The organism is Bacillus sp. AP50, assembly GCF_040492675.1.
GTDB lineage: Bacteria > Bacillota > Bacilli > Bacillales > Bacillaceae_G > Bacillus_A > Bacillus_A cereus.
The window spans coordinates 1-19,876 of sequence record NZ_JBEUTW010000161.1 but is presented as its reverse complement, the minus strand read 5'-3'; the positions used below and the strand labels follow the sequence as shown (position 1 = coordinate 19,876).

Below are 19,876 nucleotides of genomic sequence, written 5' to 3'. Positions count from 1 at the left end.
TACTGAAATAACTCATTTTTTATTATGACTCTTGATCCGCTTGTTCTTCTAAAATTTTCTTCATCATCGCAACCATGTCATCACGTAATTCTGGGTGTTGCAGAGCCATTTCGATTGTCGTTTGAACGAATCCTAGCTTTTCACCTACGTCGTAGCGCTTTCCTTCGAAATCGTAGGCAAATACACGTTGGATTTCATTTAAGCTTTGGATTGCATCTGTTAACTGAATTTCACCACCAGCACCGACATGTTGCTGTTCTAAGAACATAAAGATTTCAGGCGTTAAAATGTAGCGCCCCATAATCGCTAAGTTTGAAGGAGCTGTACCTTGTGCTGGTTTCTCAACGAAATTGCGAACTTGGTAACGACGACCTTCTTGTTCTAATGGATCGATAATTCCATAGCGATGTGTTTCCGACTCTGGAACAGTTTGTACACCAATAACAGAAGAAAGTGTTTTTTCATACTCATCCATTAATTGACGTAAACACGGTTTCTCAGCTTGGACAATATCATCACCTAGTAACACTGCAAATGGCTCATCACCAATGAATTTACGTGCACACCAAACAGCATGTCCTAGTCCCTTCGGCTCTTTTTGACGGATGTAATGAATATCTACCATTTTTGAAGAAGCTTGTACTTTTTCAAGCAACTCATATTTTTTCTTCTCTAATAAGTTTTGTTCTAGTTCAAATGCGTTATCAAAATGATCTTCGATAGAGCGCTTTGTTTTACCAGTAACAATAATAATATCTTCGATTCCCGATTTCACTGCTTCTTCTACAATGTATTGGATCGTTGGTTTATCTACTATCGGTAACATTTCTTTCGGCATTGCTTTCGTTGCTGGTAAAAAACGTGTTCCTAATCCAGCTGCTGGGATTATCGCTTTTCTTACTTTTTTCATCACAAAATACCCTCTCTCCTGTCGGAATCAATAGCAATCATTTCCTACATAAAACAAAAGGGAGATTTCGCTCCCTTTTGTTCCTTACTACTTAAAATTACTTTGTATTATAAACGATTCATAATGTCTTCTTTAATAGTAAGTAACTTTTGTTCACTATTTTGTAAAGAACTATCTTTCACACCAAAGTAAAACTTAATCTTCGGCTCAGTTCCAGATGGACGTAGGCAGAACCATGAACCATCCTCTAATTGATATTTTAACACATTTGATTTCGGTAAGTGAATCTCTTCTTTATGTCCATCTTGTAAAGATGTAACAACGCTCGCTTTATAGTCTTCAACTGCTACGACTGTTAAGCCCGCCACTTCTTTCGGAGGATTTTCACGGAACGTTGCCATCATCTCTTGGATTTTTTCCGCTCCATCTTTTCCTTTTAACGTTAACGATACAAGGTCTTCACGGAAGAAGCCGTACTTCTCAAATACTTCTAATAGACCGTCATATAACGTTTTCCCTTGTGATTTGTAGTATGCAGCTACTTCACATGCAAATAGAACAGATTGTACTGCATCTTTATCACGGCAGAATGGGCGGATTAAATAACCATAGCTTTCCTCATAACCGAATTGGAATTCATATTGTCCGCTTTCTTCATACTGTCTAATTTTCTCACCGATAAATTTAAATCCAGTTAGCGTATCAACTGTATCTAAACCGTATGCTTTTGCAATTGTACGACCAATTTCAGACGTTACGATTGTTTTTAATACGACACCGTTCTCTGGAAGCGTTCCGTTTTCTTTCTTTTGAGATAGTAAGTAATCAAGCATTAATGCACCTGTTTGGTTTCCTGTTAATACTTGGAACTCACCATTATGATTACGCACTGCTACACCAAGACGGTCTGCGTCAGGATCAGTTGCGATTAATACATCTGCGCCTACCTTTTCACCGTCACGAATTGCATACTCAAACGCTGCGTGCTCCTCTGGGTTCGGTGATTTTACTGTAGAGAAGTTTGGATCTGGTAACTCTTGTTCTTTTACAACTGTTACATCTGTAAATCCAACTTCTTTTAAACCACGGCGTACAGAAATATTTGATGTTCCGTGTAATGGTGTAAAGACGATTTTTAAGTCTTTACCGACCTTTTCCACCATTTCTTTATTAATGATGACATTGTTCAATTCTGCAGCATATGCATCATCTACTTCTTGTCCAATAATATGTAATAAACCGTCAGTTTTTAATTGCTCTACATCAGCGACTTCAACTGTTAATTCATCTTCTACTGCATTTACGTAGCTAATTAACTCATCTGCCTCTTTTGGAGGTAACTGTCCACCATCTTCACCGTATACTTTGTATCCGTTATATTCAGGTGGATTATGGCTTGCCGTAAGAACGATTCCACTTACTGTATGTAAATGACGAACTGCGAAAGAAAGTACTGGCGTTGGACGTAAGCTTTCAAACACATATGTTGTGATACCGCGTGCACCAAGTGTAGCAGCAACTTCCATTGCAAACTCAGGTGATTTATGACGAGAATCATAGGCTACAACAACACCGCGTTTTTTCGCTTCCTCACCTAACTTTTCGATAAAGCTTGCTAATCCTTTTGTTGCTTTACGAACTGTATATACATTTAAACGGTTCGTACCAGCACCAAGTTCACCACGCATACCACCTGTGCCAAACTCTAGATTTTTATAAAAGCTATCCTCGATTTTCTTCTCATCTTGCTTCATATTTTCTAGCTGTTCTTTTAATTCTGCATCTAATTGTGCGTAAGAAAGCCAGCGACTAAATTCTTGTTTCCAATTCATTCTTCTCTCTCCTCTCGCTCGTCATACCTTTATTATATGAAAAAAACATGCTGTATCTCAATATTTTATAAAATCTAACAGGATTTTACTAGGAATATTTGTATACACTATTGTTAAATACTCCACTAAAGGGAATGAGGATTATGCACGAATGGGGCTTGTCAGAAGAGCTCAAAATACAAACAAAGCAAATGATTGAAATTGCTGAAAAAGAACTATCGATTATGAGGAACGCAATCGATAAAGAAGACGAATGTATTTTATGCAAAATGGAAGATATTCATCATATGTTAGCAAATGTACAAACATTGGCAGCTACATACTATATTCAGGCATATTTATCACCTTATACGGAAAGTTCATCTTTTATTACGACAGCTATCCAACATTTAAGCGCCAGAAAACATGGTGCTCTTATCGTCGTGGAACGAAACGAGACGCTTGAAGCTCTCATTCAAACTGGAACGACATTAAACGCTCATTTAACTGCGCCATTACTCGAATCAATATTTTATCCAGGTAACCCTCTTCATGACGGTGCCGTTCTCGTAAAAAATAATCATATTGTCTCAGCTGCTAATATTCTTCCTTTAACGAAAAGTACAGAAGTTGATCCTGAGCTAGGAACACGTCACAGAGCTGCAATTGGCTTATCTGAAAAGAGTGATGCACTTATATTAGTTGTCTCTGAAGAAACGGGCCGTACTTCTTTTGCTTTAAATGGGGTTTTGTATACGATTTCTTTATAAAGTGAAACTTTAATCAGCCCTCACCAATCGAGCGTTTACCGGCAATCCGACCTAACTGCTTTCCTTTCGCTGAATTTTGAGTTATGGGTCTTACTACCCGGCAAATAGTGGGATAAACAAACCTATAAAAAAGAAGACTGTTCCAAAATATCGGAACAGTCTTCACTTATACTCTTATTCTTCTCCAAAACGCTCCACAAGTGTTGCAAGTGTACGTACCATTGCGCCAGTTGCTCCAGCTGGACCTAAGTCGTGCGCACCTTTTGTTTCTGATGTTCCAGCGATATCTAAGTGTACCCATGGTGTATCTTCAGCGAATTCGCCTAAGAATGTACCTGCCATAACCGCATGTCCTTCACGGCCTGGTGAGTTATTTAAATCAGCAAACTTACTGTTTCTCACACGTTCTTTATCACGATCAAAAATCGGTAGTTGCCAAATTGGCTCATCTGTTTCCATAGAAGCCTCTAGCACTTGCTCAAATAACTCTTCATTATTTGTCATTGCGCCTGTCGTATAGTTTCCAAGTGCAACAATTACACCGCCTGTTAATGTTGCAACATCAACAAGGTAGTTTGCACCAAGTTTTTTCGCATACGTAATACCGTCAGCTAAAGCTAGACGACCTTCTGCATCCGTATTTAATACTTCAATTGTTTTTCCGCTCATAGATGTGATTACATCGTCTGGCTTAAATGCCGTACCACTTACAACGTTATCAGTTGAAGGAATAACAGCGATCACATTTTGTTCTGGGCGAAGTTCACCGATAATTTCCATCGCACCTAATACAGCAGCTGCACCGCCCATATCACCTTTCATACCAACCATGCCTTCACGTGGTTTTAAAGAATAACCACCAGTATCGTATGTAATACCTTTTCCAACGAACCCAATGACATCTGTCCACTCTTCTTTTCCTTTATAAATAAGAGCAATCATTTTTGGTGGCTCTACACTACCTTGGTTTACTGCAAGTAACGCACCCATACCAAGGTCTTCCATCTCTTCTTTCTCAAGAACTTTATAGTCCATATCATATTTCTCCGCTAATTCAACAGCATACTCAGCAAGCTTTGTCGCTGTTAATACGTTTGGCGGCATATTTACAAGTGTACGAGCTGAATTTGTTGCACGTCCATGTACGTAGCCAACTGTTAATGCTGCTTCAATTTCTTGTGCATCTTCCGCTGTAATAGCCGTGAACTTCTCTAACTCTACACGATCCTTTTTATCTGATTTATACGTTTGTAACTCATATGTACCAAGGCCTTGTACCTCTGCCGCAATATGAGCGACATCAATCGCGTCTAATTTCTCTGTTACGAAAGAATCAAGTAAGATTGCTGCATCTCGTACTTTTGCTGCTTGCAGTGTTTTAAACGCCTTACCAAGAGCCGCACGTAACGTTTCTGTCGTGTAAGATTCTTTCTTTCCTAAACCAACAAAGTAATAACGTTTCACATTTGTTTTCCCTAAGCTATGTACTTTCGAAATGGCCTTTTTCTTCGTAGATAATTCTTTCTCTTCTAGTAAAACTTGTAATTGCCCTTCAAACGCTTTGTCCAGTTCTTGTACAAAACTACTCATTTTCTCTTCTTCAAATAAAGCAACAATTACCGCTTCATGACCTGCTAATTCTTTTTGTACTTGAAACATGTTCAGACCCCCTAAATTTCTCTACCACCATTATAACTTTATTTTCGATAAAATGCGATAATTCTAACTACAGTTATATGGCGTGTAAAATCGCAGATCCAAAATCTCCTCTATCATGAAATAAGCCAAGAAAAAAAGTCTAGCGTAATTACGACTAGACTATCTTTGTTTTAAATATTGACCACGAAACACTTGCATCGTTTCGTCTTGATTTAACATCGTTAACTCTTCTTCTGTAAACTTACCATTTCCTACTTTTACTACGTACACATTTACTTTTTTCTTACCCCATTGGCTATAAACATCTTTCACCGTATCATAATATAGATCAAGACGGTTTCCTTTTATTGCACCGCCCTTATCAGCTACTACACCATATCCATAACCTGGTACGAATAGAATCGTTCCAATCGGAAATACGCGTAAGTCCGCAGCGATTGTGGAATATAAATCCCTTTTCACTTTAACACCTGAATATGTAATACCATACTCTGGATGCCCCGGCCTCTTACCAGTTGACTCAATCCCCGATGTATAACCTGTTGCAGTCATTTCAATTGAACGATATTTAGACCAGTCGTTTGCCTGCTCTAAAGCATTTATCACTTCTTTACTCGGAGCAACATTTCTCTTAACTTCTGCTGCATGTACTTCTTTTGCACTCATTCCCTCATATTTCTTTACAATCTCTAATAAAGAAACTCCTGTGAAAGCATTCCATGTTACGCATAATGCAATTGCAAGTAAACAAGTCATCATAATGCGAATACAATATCGTTTTAACATTTTTATATTCCACACTCCTTCATCGTTAATCATTCCCTATACGATGAAGGAATATGCAAAAAAATAATCTCCAACTTAATTGGAGATTAAAACATTTGATATCCGCTTTTCCGAAGTTTCTTGATTACGACTCCTGCTAAAGCAGCCCCTACTAATCCAGTAGATAGAATAAATACGTCTGCTTGTCCTAAGTGCGATACACTTGTCCCAAATGAAGAAAATGTTTCTTTCGGTTTTGAAAAATAATCCCACATACTCGCTTTATTAATAATAAGCATACAAACAATCGGATACACAATAACCATTACCCAAGTAGCTCGCAAAATCATATTGAGTAAAAATCCAATTCCAAAGAACAAAATAAAGAATAACATCATTGAAATAAGTAGTACCGGTATACTCACTCTTTTCCCCTCTCCTCCGCACGTGCCGTAAATACGTGATAAGCTGTATAACCAAATGGTTCACCTGGATTTAATGTTTTGTCCACTTCAAGATGTAGTTCTGATCTTCCTTCTAACAAATATTTAATAAGCACAGACGTATTCGGATCGTCTACAATCTTATCCGGATGTAAGAACGCCACTTCAGACAATTCTTTCTCCTGTACAATAATATTTTCTCCTTCAGGTTCCAAAAGGAAAATAATCATATTATCACTAATCTCATTACGAATAACACCCGATCGAACACCAATAATCCCCTTCACATGAGCGACAATGCCTGTCTCTTCTAACACTTCGCGTTTCACAGCTTCATCAACCGTCTCACCTTCATTTACAAAACCAGCCGGTAAAGACCATTTCCCTTTTAATCCACTGTATTTCTTCTTAACAAATAGCCACCTACCATCTTTTGTAGCTACTAAACCACTAACAGCTAGCCATACCTTCCCTCGTTTCTCCATGATGTAATAACCTCCTCCATCAGAACGGACAGAATATTCTTTCTTTTTTATATATTATACTATATTTTTAATATGAAAAAAGCAGAAACAGCTCTTAGCCGTTTCTGCTTTTTCTACTATATATTAAAAGAACTTTAATTTACCTTTTTTAAGAACTAATAAAGGTCCACCTAATAAGAATAGGTAACGGTTATCGATTACTTTCTTCATGAAGGAAGCTTTCCAACCTGTTAACTTTTTACCCATAACAACGCCCATTGCATCGTCATGACCTAAAGAACATACAGATCCTTTATTATCGAATGCGAATTTCTTCATTTCGCCCTTGCCACGAACTAATACAGTTAAGTTGTGTGCAATATTGTAACCTTGTTGAATTGCAATTTGTGCTGTTGGTGGGTAAGGACGGTTAATTTCTTCATTAATGATTAACGCTGCGTCACCAACCATGAATACATCTTCGTATCCTGGAGCGTGCATGTACTCATCAACTTTTACACGTCCGCGCATTGCTTCAAAGCCAGACTCTTCCACAATACCATTACCACGAACACCTGCAGCCCAAACTACTGTTTCAGACTTAATTAATTCAGTGTCATCGCCATTCGCAACGATAATACCTTCTTCAGTTGCTTCTTTAATTGCTGTACCGATGCGGAATTCTACACCTTTTTTCTCAAGCTGTTTTACAGCGTATTCTACTAACGCTGGATCGAAACCTGGAAGTGCTGTTGGAGCAGCTTCTACACAGATGATACGTGCTTTTTCACGTGGTACATTATACTCTTTGCAAAGTTCAGGAACACGGTTTGCAAGCTCACCTACGTACTCGATACCAGTAAATCCAGCACCACCAACAACGATTGTTACTAACTCATCGCGTTGTTCAGTTGCATATTTAGAGAAACTAGCTTCCATATGCTCACGAATTTCACGAGTTGCATTAATGTTAGCGATTGAGAATGCATGCTCTTTTAATCCTGTAATTCCGAATGTTTCTGATTCGAAACCAAGACCAATTACTAAGTAATCATACTCTAACTCGCCATCTTTTAAGATAATGCGTTTTTCAGCAGCTTTAATTTCTACTACTGTGTCTTGTACAAAGTTCACTTTATTTGTATCAATAACGTCTTGAATATCTAGACAGATTTTTTCATCTTGTAATGTACCAGCTGCGCTCTCATGTAACCAAGTCGCTTGGTAGTGATAGCTGTTGTTGTTTACTAGCGTAATTTCAGCTTCATTTACAGATAATGCTTTTTGCAGACGAACAGTCGTAATCATCCCGCCATAACCTGCACCTAAAACTACGATTTTTGGAGTCTTCACCAAATCACAACCCTTTTCTTTATATAATAGTAATAAAAAATAATACCAAGTACTAAAAACTCTATTTGTCAAGAATGTGGAATTTATCACATTCTATATCATAACAAAACGCAGTCAAAAAATCGTACGAATTTTGTCATAGAAATTTAACATAATACTTCCCTATATTAGTCGGTTTTATTCCAGAATTCAAGCGTCTGGAGAATTATCAATATTTTAAAATAACATAGCGTTTTCAAGGGTTTTTTAGCCTTTTTTTCATGTATTTTCCTTTCTGTATATTTTATACAATAAAAAAGAACCTATGCGAAAACTTACACACAATTCAGTCGTTTTCAGAAGTATTATGAACTCAAATATGCTATCATTTATTTGAAAGTGTCATCATTTGCAGGATTTTCGTGTACATATGAACAATATATGAAATCAATATCAAAATTCCATCTATAGGGGGAATGAAAGTGGCAGAAAATCAAAAAGTTTACGACATAACAATTATTGGTGGTGGTCCAACGGGACTGTTCACAGCATTTTATGGCGGTATGAGACAAGCAAGTGTAAAAATCATTGAAAGCTTACCTCAACTTGGCGGACAATTATCCGCACTCTACCCTGAAAAATACATTTATGATGTGGCTGGATTTCCAAAAGTGCGCGCACAAGAATTAGTTGATAACTTAAAAGAGCAAATGAAGAAATTTGACCCAACTGTTTGTTTAGAAGAAGCTGTCGATACGCTTGAGAAACAAGCTGACGGTATATTTAAACTTGTTACGAATAAGCAAACTCACTATTCTAAATCAGTTATTATTACTGCTGGCAATGGTGCTTTCCAACCACGCCGCTTAGAATTAGAAGGTACAGCGAAATACGAAAAGAAAAACTTACATTATTTCGTTGATGATATGAATAAATTTGCTGGTAAGCGCGTCGTAGTATTTGGCGGTGGCGACTCAGCAGTAGACTGGACAATGATGTTAGAACCGATTGCTGAAAAAGTTACAATCGTTCATCGTCGTGATAAATTCCGTGCGCATGAACATAGCGTAGAAAGCTTAATGAATTCTCGTGCAGAAGTAAGTACACCATACGTTCCAGTAGAACTCATTGGTGATGACAAGATTGAACAAGTCGTTCTTCAACATGTAAAAACGGAGGAAAAAATTATCATCGATGTTGATGACGTAATCGTAAACTACGGCTTCGTTTCTTCTCTTGGCCCAATTAAAAATTGGGGCTTAGATATACAAAAAAACAGCATCCTTGTAAATTCAAAAATGGAAACAAATATTCCTGGCATTTACGCTGCTGGTGACATTTGTACATATGAAGGAAAAGTAAAACTTATCGCTTGTGGATTTGGCGAAGCACCGACAGCAGTAAACAATGCAAAAGCTTACTTCGATCCAAATGCAAAACTTCAACCGATGCATAGCTCAAGTATGTTTTAATATACAAAAGGAAAGCTCCTTCCATACGTGGAAGGAGCTTTCCTTTTATATAACATAAAAGCACACTGAGTCCAATAAACTATCGAACTCAGTGTGCTTTTCGTCTAAAAAATTATTGTTTTCTTCTTCTACCTAATACGAATAATACTCCGCCAACTAAGAATGAAATTCCCGCACCAACTGACATCATCCATGAATGTGCTGCCCCTGTTTTCGGTAATTCTTTTTCTACTTTTACTTGCGGTTCTTTAATTAACTTTTCCAGTCTTACTTCCGGTTTCTCCGGTTTCACTTCTGGTTCTTCACTTCTGGTTCCTTCGGTTCTTTCGGCTCTTCCGGCTTCACTTCTGGTTCCTTCGGTTCTTTCGGCTCTTCCGGTTTCACTTCTGGTTCCTTCGGCTCTTTCGGATCCTCTGGTTTCACTTCTGGTTCTTTTGGTTCTTTCGGTTCCTCCGGTTTCACTTCTGGTTCCTTCGGCTCTTTCGGCTTCACTTCTGGCTCCTTCGGTTCTTTCGGCTCTTCCGGTTTCACTTCTGGTTTTCTGGTTCCTTCGGCTCTTCTGGTATCTTAAGATCTTCTTTTGTTTTCGGTAAAATTGTAACTGTAGGCTCAAGTGGTGGATTTATTTTATCGTCCACTACCGCTCTATTTGTTATCCCTTTACTTGGTGCTGCTTTTACCTTCACTTTAAAAATAATACTACGTTCTTTCGTATCTGTAATTTCTAGATACTTTGCTATTACTTTTCCAAACTCCATTTTTAACTCTATTGGATTTGGTTCAGCCCCTTCAAATCTAATGCTATCTTGCACGTACTCTAAACCGGCTGGAATTTCATCTTCTACCTTTACCTCTGCTAGTTTGCCGTTTTCTACCGTATTTTTGAAACTAATTCGGTATTCTACTTCTTCTCCTAGCTTCGGTTCTTTATTATTTACTGTCTTCGTCGCTTTTAACTTACCATCTTTATATTCTGGCTTTATTGTCGCTGTCGGTTCCATAACTGGATGATCTGGATCATCTACATGAATGATCGCTTTATTTGTTATTTCCTCTCCAACTTTTACTGATTCTTTTACCTTTACTTTAAAGATGATACTTCTTTCTTTCGTATCCATAATTTCTGGATACTTCACTGTTACTTTTCCATTCTCGACTTTAAGTTCTGTTGGCACAGGCTTATCACCTACGGCCTCCAGACTTTCTTTCACATACTCTAAACCAGACGGAATTTCATCTTCAATCTTTACATCAACTAACTTCCCGCCATCTACTGTGCCGTTAAAAGTAATTCGATATTCGATTTCTTCCCCTAGCTTTGGTTCATGGTTACTTACTTCTTTCCTTGCCTCTAGTTTCCCATCTTTATATTGAGGTGTAATTGGTATAAGTGACTCAACTGGTGGATTTGTCGGATTATTATCATCCACAACCGCCTTGTTTATAATTTCTTTTCCTACTTGTACCGTTTCTTGTACTTTCACTTTAAAGATGATACTTCTTTTTTTCGTATCCGTAATTTCTGGATACTTTGCTGTTACTTTTCCATTCTCAACTTTAAGTTCTACTGGATTTGGTTCCGGCCCATCAGACTTTATACTACCCTGTACGTATTCTAAACCAGCTGGAATTTCGTCCTCTACTTTTACCTCAGTTAGTTTGCCGTTTTCTACTGTATTTTCAAAACTAATTCGATATTCTACTTCTTCTCCTAACTTCGGTTCATGGTTACTCACTGTCTTTTCAGCTTGTAATACACCCTCTTTATGTTGAGGTTGTATCGCGACATTCGGTTTCTCTGGTGGATTTATAGTATCTTCCACAACCGCCGTATTCACAATCGCTTCGCCAATTTTAGCTTTTTCTTTCACTTTTGCTTTAAAGACGATACTTCTTTCTTTCGTATCCGTAATTTCTGGATATTCTGCGAGTACTATGCCGTTTTTCACTTTTACATGCAACGGTTTTGGATTATCCCCCTCAGCTCTTTCGCTACCTTCTACAAACTCTAAACTGTTTGGTAATTCATCCTTAATTTTCACCTTCGCTAATTTTCCGTGCTCAACTACGTTACGGAACGTAATTCGATACTCTACTTCTTCTCCTAATTTTGGAGCTGGGTTATTTACTGTTTTCTCAGCTTTTATTTTTCCATTCTTATACTCCGGTGTAATAATCGCTTCTGGTTTTTGCGGAGGATTCTTCGGATTATCATCATCCACAATTGCCGTATTCACGATTTTCTTCCCGACTTTTACTGCTTCTGTTACTTTTACCTTAAAGATAATGCTACGCTCAGCTGTATCAGTAATATTTTCATACTTCGCTGTAATTTTTCCAGCTTCTTCTTTTAACTCTACCGGATTTGGTTCATTACCTTCTGCTTTTAAACTATCCTTCACATACTCTAATCCATTTGGTAGTTGATCCTCAATTTTCACTTCTGCTAGTTTTCCGTTTTCTACCGTATTTTTAAAACTAATTCGGTACTCTACTTCTTCTCCTAGCTTTGGATCTTTTTTACTTACCTTTTTATTAGCTTTAAATTTACCATCTTTATGCTGCGGTGTAATATCTACTTCTGGTCGCTCTGGTGGATTTTTTGTATCATCAACAATTGCTTTATTTACAATTACCTTGTCCACTTCAACGGAATCTTTCACCTTCACTTTAAAGATAATGCTTCTTTCTTTCATGTCAGTGATATTTTCATACTTCGCACTAACCTTACCAGCTTCTTCTTTCAACTCTACTGGGGCCGGCTTATCACCTTCTGCTTTTAGACTATCTTTCACATACTCTAAACCAAACGGAATTTCATCCTCAATTTTCACCTCTGCCAGTTTTCCATCTTTCACCGTATTATTAAATGAAATTCGATATTCGATTTCTTCACCTAGCTTCGGTTTATGATTATTCACCTTTTTATGAGCAGCAATTTTACCATCTTTATATTGTGGTGTAATTTTTGCTGTCGGATCAATTACTGGATGGTTCGGATCATCAACATGGATAATCGCTTTATTTGTAATGTCCTTCCCTATTGTAACCGAATCTTTTACCTTCACTTTAAAGACAATACTTCTTTCTTGCGTATCCATAATCTCTGAATACTTTGCCATTACCTTACCATTTTCTACTTTCAACTCCACTGGTTTTGGCTCTTCACCTTCAGCTTTTTCGCTTCCTTCTACAAACTCTAATCCAGCTGGAATTTTATCTTCTATTTTTACCTCTGCTAGTTTTCCATCTTTCACCGTGTTATTAAAAATAATTCGATATTCGATTTCCTCACCTAACTTCGGTTCATGGTTACTTACTTCTTTTCTTGCCTCAATTTTCCCATCTTTATATTGTGGTGTAATCGGTACATAAGGCTCTTCTGGCAGATTCTTTGTATCATCTACAATTGCCTCATTTACGATTTCTTCTCCCACTTTTACGCTTTCTTTTACCTTCGCTTTAAAGACAATGCTTCTTTCCTCTGTATCTGTAATTTCTGGATACTTTGCCATTACCTTATTATTTTTCACATGTAGCTCTACTGGTTTCGGTTTAGAACCTTCTGCCGTGATACTGCCTTCCACATACTCTAAACCATTTGGTAATGCATCCTTTATATTTACCTCTGCTAGTTTTCCGTTTTCTACCGTGTTTTTAAAACTAATTCGGTATTCTACTTCTTCTCCTAGTTTCGGTTTATGATTATTCGCCACTTTCTGCGCAGCAATTTTACCATCTTTATATTGCGGAGTAATTTCCACATGAGGCTCTTCGGGCTCATTTTTTGTATCTACTACGATTGCTTTATTAACAATCTCCTTGCCTACTTCTGCCTCTTCTTTTACTCTCACTTTAAAGATAATACTTCTTTCTTTTGTATCCGTAATTTCTAGATACTTTGCCATTACCTTGCCGTTTTCAAATTTCAATTCTACCGGACTTGGTTTAGAACCTTCTGCTTGTAAACTGTTCTCCACGTACTCTAATCCAGCTGGAATTTCATCTTCTACTGTAACCTCTACTAGTTTTCCGTTTTCTACCGTGTTTTTAAAACTAATTCGGTATTCTACTTCTTCTCCTAATTTCGGTTTTTTATTGTTTACAAATTTCTCTGCTTTAAGCTTACCGTCTTTATATTCTGGCGTAATTGTTACTTCTGAAGTTGTTGGATCTTTTGTATCATCAACAACCACTTTATTGACAAGGCCTTCACCAACTTTAAATTCTTCTTTTACTTTCGCTTTAAAGACGATACTTCTTTCTTCTGTATCCGTAATCTCTGGATATTTGGCGATTACTTTTCCATCTTTCACTTTCAGTTCTACTGGATCCGGCTTAGTACCTTCCGCTCGTAAACTATCTTTCACATACTCTAATCCATTTGGTAAATTGTCTTCTATTTTTACCTCTGCTAGCTTTCCGTTTTCTACCGTGTTTTTAAAACTAATTCGGTATTCTACTTCTTCTCCTAACTTCGGCGTTTCATTATTTACCGTCTTCTTCGCTTCCACTTTTCCGTCTTTATGCTGCGGAGTAATTTCTGCCGTCGGTGTTTCTGGTTCATTTTTCGTATCATCAACAATTGCTTTGTTAACGATTTTTTTACCGACTTTCACTTCTTCCTTTACTTTCACTTTAAAAGTGATACTTCTTTCTTCTGTGTCCGTAATCTCTGGATACTTCGCCATTACCTTACCATTTTCCATTTTCAATTCTACTGGATCCGGCTTAGTACCTTCTGCTTTCACACTGTTTTCTACATACTCTAAACCTTCTGGTAAAGTATCTTCTATTTTCACCTCTGCTAGTTTTCCGTCTTCTACCGTGTTTTTAAAACTAATTCGGTATTCTACTTCTTCTCCTAACTTCGGCGTTTCATTATTTACCGTCTTCTTCGCTTTCACTTTTCCGTCTTTATGTTGCGGAATAATTTCTGCTGTCGGTGTTTCTGGCGGATGTTTCGTATCGCTCACAATCGCTTCATTAACAATTGAATCGCTCACTTTACCTTTTACTTTCACTTTAAAGGTAATACTTCTCTCTTTTGTATCTGTAATCTCAGGATACTTTGCCATTACCTTACCGTTTTCAAATTTTAATTCCACTGGATCTGGCTTAGAACCTTCTACTTTTAAACTATCTTTCACATACTCTAATCCATTTGGTAAATCATCTTCTATTTTTACCTCTGTTAGCTTTCCATGTTCTACCGTATTTTTAAAGCTAATTCGGTATTCCACTTCTTCTCCTAACTTCGGCGTTTCATTATTTACTATCTTTTTTGCTTCAAGTTTTCCATCTTTATACTGAGGAGTAATTTCCGCTGTCGGATTAACTGGCTTATTTTGCGAATCATCAATAGTTGCTTTATTAATGATTTTTTTACCGACTTTTACTTCTTCTTTTACTTTCACTTTAAAAACGATACTTCTTTCTTCTGTATCCGTAATTTCTGGATATTTTGCCATTACTTTACCGTTTTCAAATTTCAGCTCTACTGAATCTATTCCGGCACCTTCTGCTTTCAAACTATTTTCTACATACTCTAAACCTTCTGGTAAAGTATCCTCTACTGTCACGTCTGTTAGCTTTCCGTTCTTTACCGTATTTTTCATACTAATTCGGTATTCTACTTCTTCTCCTAACTTCGGTGTTTCATTATTTACGATTTTCTTCGCTTTAATTTTTCCATCTTTGTGTAATGGTGTAATTTTCGCTTCTGGTTCTTTCGGATCTTTCATATCATCAACAATTGCCTTATTGATGATTTCCTTCCCCACTTCCGCTTCTTCCTTCACCTTTACCTTAAAGACAATACTTCTTTCTTTCATATCCGTAATATTGTCGTATTCAGCAATAACTTTTCCATCTTTCACACTTAACTTTAATGGAGCTGGTTTATCACCTTCAGCCTTTTCGCTGCCTTTTACATACTCTAAACCGTTAGGAATTGTATCCTCTATTATTACCTTTTCTAGTTTTCCGTTTTCTACCGTGTTCTTAAAGCTAATTCGGTATTCTACTTCTTCTCCTAGTTTTGGTGATGAATTATCTACTGTCTTCTTCGAATCAATTATTCCATCCTTATGTTGCGGAGTAATTCTTTCCTCCGGTTCAATCGGTGGATTTTTCGTATCATCAACAATTGCTTTATTGACAATCTCTTTATCTACTTTTACTTCTTCCTTCACCTTTACTTTAAAGACGATACTTCTTTCTTTCATATCCATAATATCGATATACTTAGCTTTGACTATCCCATTTTCAACAGCTAATTCTACTGGTTCAGGTGCTTCTCCTTCGGCCTTGATGCTATTTTCTACATATTCAAGACCTTTTGGAATTGTATCTTCCACTCGCACCTCTTCAAGTTTTCCGTTCTCAACCGTATTATGAAAACTAATGCGGTACTCGATTTCTTCGCCTAACTTTGGCTTCTTATTATTAACTACCTTTGTAGCAGCAATTTCACCTTTTTTACTTTGCGGTGTAATAACAACCTTTGATTCAACAGGCTCATTTTTCGGATCTTTTGCAATTGCTTTATTTACGATTGCCTCCCCTACTTTTGCCGAATCTTTTACTTTCACTTTAAAAACAATACTTCTTTTTTCTGTATCCGTAATTTCTGGATACTTGGCCATTACTTTGCCATCTTCCACTTTTAGTTCTACTGGCTCTGGTTTTATACCTTCAGCTTTCAAACTATCTTTCACGTATTCAACACCTTTAGGTAGTGTATCTTCTACTAGCACCTTTTCTAGTTTTCCGTTTTCTACCGTATTATAAAATGTAATTCGGTATTCCACTTCTTCTCCTAGTTTTGGTGTTTGATTCGTTACGCTTTTTTCTACATCCACTTTACCGTATTTATAATCCGGCGTAATCTTTTCCTCTGGATGCTCAGTTTGTCCATTTGGCTCACTCACAACCGCTTTATTAACAATCGTTTCTCCCGCTTTTGCCTCTTCTTTTACTTTCATTTTAAAGGCAATGCTTCGCTCTTTTGTATCCGTAATCTCTGGATATTTTGCGATTATCTTACCATTTTCTACTTTTAACTCTACTGGATTTGGTGCAGCACCTTCAGCTCTCACACTGCCTTGAACAAATTCTAAGTTAGCTGGAATTTCATCTTCTATTTTAACTGCATCTAGTTTTCCGTTTTCCACCGTATTTTTGAAGCTAATTTGATATTCAACTTCTTCTCCTAGCCTCGGCTTCTTATTTGTTGCTTTTTTCTTTGCAGCAATTTTACCGGCCTTATGCTGTGGTGTAATCTTCTCTTCTAGATTCTTTGGTGGATTTGTTTTATCTCTAACGGTTGCTTTATTAACAATTTCTTCACCAATTTTTGCAGTTTCTTTTACTTTTGTTTTAAAGACGATACTTCTTTCTTCCATATCCATAATTTCTGGATACTTTGCAATTACTTTTCCATTTTCAAACTTCAGCTCTACTGGCTCTGGTTTTGCACCTTCTGCTTTCAAGCTATCTTTCACGTATTCAAGACTACTTGGTAATTCATCTTCAATGGTCAATACATCTAGACGTCCATCTTTTGTCTTATTTTTAAATGTAATACGATACTCTACCTCTTCACCTAACTTCGGTGTTTTATTAGAAGCTATTTTTCTCGCCTCTATTTCCCCTGGAACTTCTTTTGGGGTAGTAACCGTAACATTTGCATCGTCCTCAGTTTCATACTTTATCTCGGCACTATCTTGTCCCTTTACAACAACGACATTTTTTACTGTTGTATCTGATTGTACAGAATCTTTCACTTTTACTTTGAATGTAATAACGGTACTTTCACCAGGCTTTAAAACACCACCGTTTTTAGCATCTGCACCCTCACCAACACGGAAATCAATTTGATTATTTACAAACTCTGCTTCATCATCGCTTGCATTATCTGTTTTATTTCCTTTATTACTTCCAGAAACATATTGTATAGACCCTGGAACATACTCTAAACGATCATCTAATTTATCAAAACCTTTTACATTTGATACCGGCGCTTGGTTATTTTTCGTATCATTTTTCACTTCAATTTGATACGTAAACTCTTCACCAACTTTAACGTCCTTAATTTCTTTTCCGGCACTATCTAATGCCTTTTTATCAACTTGTAAGTTTGGAGCATTATGTTCTGTAACGAATGTAGCGTTATTTAATACGTAAATATCACCGCCACCACCATATGCTCTAAAACGCATTTTTGCTTCTTTTAAATCATTTTTCACTTGAGTGGGTCCTTCAAGGTGATACGTATGAATATCTGTACTGAAAGAATTTGTCCAATCTGGATTATATCCTGGGTATTTTTTCGTAACAAATTCGTTAGTACCATCTACTTGTACTTCTGTCATAGATGAGTCATTAACATCATTATCTTTACCTTTAATATTTTTAAACTTTTGATACCCTAACCCAAAATCATACTCTCCATAATCATAGGCATATCCATCATTATCAGCTGGATCACCTTGCGATGAAAAATAACTAAATTTCGCCTTAAAAGCACCTTCTTTTGGTGTGTTTATTTTATTAACATTAATATCTGTCCAGGCTGTACTTTTTTGAGAGACTAGCCCTTCCCAAATCTTCATGTCTTTTACTGTTTCTTTATAGTTTTCATAAACTAAGATAAGATTCCAGTTACCCCAGTAATAGCCACTGCCTTTTTCAAATTTAATTTGTGGCACATTTGCAACTGTCACCGTTTGAGAAATACCTTGCTGTGCAATTACATTTGTTACATCTGCATACGCTACGTATCCTGCACCACTGCCATAGTGATTTGCAATATACGGTAAAGAATCCGCTTTTCGTATACTATCAGCACTTACTTCAGCGTATTGCTTATTTCCCATCTTCATTTTAACGGGTTGTCTTACATCTTCATCGCTAACTCTATAATCTGTCCTTGCATCACTCGGAGTCCCCATAGCAGCTGTCCAAAACAAATACGCCTTTTTCACTTTACTTCCAGCAGGAATGTTAGGAAATGCACCTGTTGACGAATTAAATGTAGTATCATCATTATCAACATCTACAGCTTTTTTATTGGTTTTGCCACCAACACTTTGCCTAGTATAATGATTATCTGTTAAACCAAGCGTCACATTACCAGTCTGTACTAAATTACCAGGAGCAATTGTAGAATACAACGGGTCTCCAAATCCTTGTTTATCTCCTGTTTGGATTTGAACCTTCGAAGCATTTTCTGATGCAGCTTGTACTTCTGCATCACTCTGCTTTACTGCTAAAGGTGATTGCTTTTTCTCTTTTTCTAGTTGCTTCTCAGCCTCAGGTTGTTTTATCTTCTCTATTTCTGTTTTTTGTGCAGATGTATTTTTATCTTCTACAGATACTTTTAATTTTCCATCCACTTCTTTAGTTTTTGAATCAGTTGTTGATCCGATAGCTTTCTTACTACTGTCAGCCTCATCATCGGTATTAGCTTCTAACTTCTCTTCAGAAGGAAGCCCTTCAACATCTACAGACATGTTTCCTATTTGTAGTTGATCCTTTTGCACACTAATTTTTTGCTTATACTCTTTATTAAAATGTTGCGCACGACGAGCTTTTATTAATACAGTCATTTTTTCATGTGATTTTAAATCTTGAATTTTAAGATTAGAAGAAAGAACCTTTCCTCCATTATCTTTTTCCTCTACATAGAAATCCGCTACCTTATTTTCAAGTAACTTCTCTCCGTTTACTTTCACAGATTGCGAAAGAAACTCAATTCCATTGTCATTATTTTGTTTAATTACTAATTCTCGGATTGGTGTATCTCCCGTATTTTCAATCTTATATTGAAATACGTGCTCCCTCTCCGCTACTTCTCCCTTATACATTTCAGCATTCACTTGATCTGCCTTAATTTTCACATCATTTCCTTGTAACTCATCCCAGCTTTTTTTATTTATCTCTGTAGCAAAAGCACTGGGCGAAGGCAATATGATGGATAGAAGAAGTGTGATCATTGTTACGACATTAAAACACTTCAATACTTGCTTCATATTTTCTACCTTTCTCCTTTCTATATACTTGCTATCCGCCTACTTCATTTCAGTAACCCTTTCATTTAGTAGCCGAATACATAGCAATATATATCCACTCGCAACAATCCGACCTACGAAAATGTATCGTTGAAATCCCAATGTCAACAATATAAATCTCATAGAATATTACTATTTTAATTTATCAAAAATAGCATATATACCGGACACTTATAC

General features: G+C 36.9%; 9 protein-coding genes and 1 pseudogene. 2 read left to right on the top strand and 8 right to left on the bottom strand.

Features of this window, described 5'->3' with window-relative positions; all coding sequences use genetic code 11:
• Positions 1-22 precede the first annotated feature (22 nt).
• A complete protein-coding gene (galU, locus tag ABWK52_RS14110) occupies positions 23-910 on the bottom strand; it encodes a UTP--glucose-1-phosphate uridylyltransferase GalU (protein WP_033668372.1) in 888 nt (295 codons plus the stop codon).
• 107 nt (positions 911-1,017) lie between these two features.
• The gene (locus tag ABWK52_RS14105) at positions 1,018-2,742 is read right to left on the bottom strand and encodes a phospho-sugar mutase (RefSeq protein WP_098281380.1); all 1,725 of its coding nucleotides are present in this window, start codon (positions 2,740-2,742) and stop codon (positions 1,018-1,020) included.
• Between the two features lie 143 nt (positions 2,743-2,885).
• Between ABWK52_RS14105 and cdaS the strand changes: the two genes are divergently transcribed.
• Positions 2,886-3,491: a sporulation-specific diadenylate cyclase CdaS gene (gene cdaS / locus ABWK52_RS14100; protein ID WP_000545253.1), complete on the top strand. Its 606-nt coding sequence runs from the start codon at positions 2,886-2,888 to the stop codon at positions 3,489-3,491.
• A gap of 174 nt (positions 3,492-3,665) precedes the next feature.
• Here cdaS and pepA read toward each other — a convergent pair whose 3' ends face one another.
• The 5 genes from pepA to ABWK52_RS14075 all read right to left on the bottom strand — a co-directional run bounded on the left by pepA (position 3,666) and on the right by ABWK52_RS14075 (position 8,175).
• The gene (gene pepA / locus ABWK52_RS14095; protein WP_000487949.1) at positions 3,666-5,150 is read right to left on the bottom strand and encodes a cytosol aminopeptidase; all 1,485 of its coding nucleotides are present in this window, start codon (positions 5,148-5,150) and stop codon (positions 3,666-3,668) included.
• Between the two features lie 159 nt (positions 5,151-5,309).
• The gene (locus ABWK52_RS14090) at positions 5,310-5,936 is read right to left on the bottom strand and encodes a 3D domain-containing protein (RefSeq protein ID WP_135238362.1); all 627 of its coding nucleotides are present in this window, start codon (positions 5,934-5,936) and stop codon (positions 5,310-5,312) included.
• An 86-nt stretch (positions 5,937-6,022) separates the two neighbouring features.
• Complete coding sequence (locus tag ABWK52_RS14085; protein WP_000027016.1) at positions 6,023-6,340, bottom strand: YuiB family protein; 318 nt, start codon at positions 6,338-6,340, stop codon at positions 6,023-6,025.
• Positions 6,337-6,843, bottom strand: a complete 507-nt coding sequence (locus ABWK52_RS14080) for an NUDIX hydrolase (RefSeq protein ID WP_000415320.1) — start codon at positions 6,841-6,843, stop codon at positions 6,337-6,339. Before ABWK52_RS14080 ends, ABWK52_RS14085 begins: the two co-directional genes overlap by 4 nt.
• A gap of 123 nt (positions 6,844-6,966) precedes the next feature.
• On the bottom strand, positions 6,967-8,175 hold the full coding sequence (locus ABWK52_RS14075; protein ID WP_000856612.1) for an NAD(P)/FAD-dependent oxidoreductase: 1,209 nt from the start codon (positions 8,173-8,175) through the stop codon (positions 6,967-6,969).
• Between the two features lie 461 nt (positions 8,176-8,636).
• Between ABWK52_RS14075 and ABWK52_RS14070 the strand changes: the two genes are divergently transcribed.
• Positions 8,637-9,626, top strand: a complete 990-nt coding sequence (locus ABWK52_RS14070; RefSeq protein ID WP_000829788.1) for an NAD(P)/FAD-dependent oxidoreductase — start codon at positions 8,637-8,639, stop codon at positions 9,624-9,626.
• A gap of 112 nt (positions 9,627-9,738) precedes the next feature.
• Here ABWK52_RS14070 and ABWK52_RS14065 read toward each other — a convergent pair.
• Positions 9,739-19,660 (bottom strand): annotated as a pseudogene (locus ABWK52_RS14065) (isopeptide-forming domain-containing fimbrial protein).
• Positions 19,661-19,876 lie beyond the last annotated feature (216 nt).